Origin of the sequence: Azospirillum sp. B506 (assembly GCF_000333595.1) — a bacterium.
Classification (GTDB): domain Bacteria; phylum Pseudomonadota; class Alphaproteobacteria; order Azospirillales; family Azospirillaceae; genus Azospirillum.
Window position 1 is genome coordinate 1 of sequence record NZ_BADK01000620.1, and the last position, 2,086, is coordinate 2,086.

2 protein-coding genes are annotated in these 2,086 nt (G+C 66.7%); one reads left to right on the top strand and one right to left on the bottom strand.

The window, feature by feature from the left end:
* On the bottom strand, nt 1–1,427 hold a 1,427-nt coding region (locus I71_RS18505; protein WP_148294279.1), incomplete at its 3' end, for an ABC transporter transmembrane domain-containing protein.
* 388 nt (nt 1,428–1,815) lie between these two features.
* On the opposite strand from I71_RS18505, the gene I71_RS18510 reads away from it, so the two are divergent.
* Nucleotides 1,816–2,086 (top strand): hypothetical protein (locus I71_RS18510; RefSeq protein ID WP_042696310.1); only part of this gene is annotated, 271 nt, incomplete at its 3' end.

Sequence of the window (2,086 nt, forward strand, 5' to 3'; positions counted from 1 at the left end):
TGAGGGCCGAGGCGCCGGCAGACCTCCATCGCCAGTTCGCCCCGGCTGGGGTCGAACAGCGTCAGGTTCTGCAGGATGGTGCCTTTGAACAGCTCCGGATGCTCGCCGACATAGACGACGCCGCCGACGCCGATCATGGCATCCGACTCGGTTCGGCTGCGCACGCCGACCCGCACTTCGCCGGCGGTGGGGCGCAGCACGCCGAGGATCAGGCGCAGCAGGGTCGTCTTGCCCGAGCTGTTGGTCGCCACCACGCCCAGGAACTCGCCCGGTCCGACGCTCAGCGACAGGCCGCTCAGGATCTCAGGCCCGCGGTCGTAGGCGAAGACGACCTTGTCCATCTCGATGGAGCCGGGGGCCGGCGGTTCGGCGACCGAGCGCTCGGCCGTGGCCGTTTCATCCTTGCCCGGCAGGGCGGGCGCCCCGTCCGATCCGACCTCCAGCAGGACATGACCGATGCGGCGCAGGGCGAGCGAGACCGACTGATAGCGGACCCAGCGGTCGAACAGCGCCTGCACCGGCTGCACGCAGCGGCCGGCCAGCATCGAACAGGCGGTCAGCACGCCGGTGGTCATCGCTCCGTCGATCACCGAAACGCTGCCCAGCAGGACCACCAGCATCATCGTCGCCTGCGCCAGCGTGGCGGCGACGACAGAGGCGGAGCCGCTCAGCCGGGCGACGGCGAAGTCCTCCTCGCTGCAGCCCTGCTGCAGGCGTTCGTGACGGCGCAGCAGCCCGGCCTCGGCGCCCAGCCCCTTCACGGTATGGACGCCGCCCAGCACTTCGCTGATGAAATTGAGGCGCCGTTCCTCCAGCGTGTGGCGGCGCTCCAGCGCCCCGCGCATCCGCCGCCCCAGCAGGGCGCCGACGATCAGGAACAGCCCCAGCACCGCCAGCGGGATCGCCACCAGCCAGCCGGCCAGCAGGGCGATCAGTCCCAGGTAAAGAGCGGCGAAGGGAATGTCGATGGCCGATTGCAGCGCCTGGCCCGAATAGAAATCCCGCACCAGCTTGATGGCGCGGTAGACTTCGAAATGGGTGCCGATCCCCTGCTGCGAGAAGGCGTTCAACGGCATTCGCATCAGCCGGTCGATCAGCGACGCGCTCGACTGGTGCTCGATCCTCGCCCCCATCCAGGTGGTCAGCGCCGAGCGCGCGACGCGCAGGATCGCCTCCATCACCGCCGCCGTCCCGCAGCCGAGGCCGAGAAGAAGCATGGTGCCGTAGGATTCGTTCGGCAGGATGCGGTCGTAGATGTGCAGCAGCGTGACGGGCAGCGCCAGCCCGAAGATGTTCAGCGCAAGGGATGCCAGCACCAGCATTGCCCGGTCCCGGCGCGGCCCCAGCATGCCGGACAGCAGGCGTCGCGCAGCCTTCTCGGCCGCACGGTCGCGTGCAGCCTGATCGCGGTCCGTCGAGGCAGCCATTGAAGCGGCGGGAGGGACGGTTCGGGAGGTGGGCGGGACTGCGGACAAAAGGATCGACCTGTTCACGGGGTTAGCCGGCCGTCAATCAACAGCATAATTGCTAGTGATAGGTAAATCCGCGAATAGCAACAAATGGCAACCGAGTGACAAAACGTATTTTCCGCAACCCTTTCGGAGTTGCGTGGAAAGTGACGGAAAATCAACCGCTTTCGCACCGTTTCGTACCGTCCGACGATCGGGGTGCTGGGGTCGGGGCGGCAGGAACCCTGGCCAAGCTGTTGAAACTCATCACAGGATATTTCTTATCACAAGCAACCGTGAGCGCTAGAACCTAGAACCGTGACAACTGGCGCGGTGCGGTTCTGCACCCGACTTATGGAGCGGTCCGATGGCTGAGGAAGCGGTTCAGGGTAAGGGTCCGGCGGTCGACGATCGTCAGATCCTGGACGATCTGACCCTTTTGCAGCAGGTCGACGGAACCCGGCTGGGCGGCGTCATCCATGAGGCCAGCGCGGTGCAGCTGCAACGGCCGGACGACACGCTCGGCTATGTGCAGACCGACTATCGCGGCGCCAAGGACCTGATGGTCGGCGGCGCGGTCCAGACCGGCCCCGGGGTCGGGGAAAACGTGGCGGTTGCCCCGGATCAGGCGACAAATG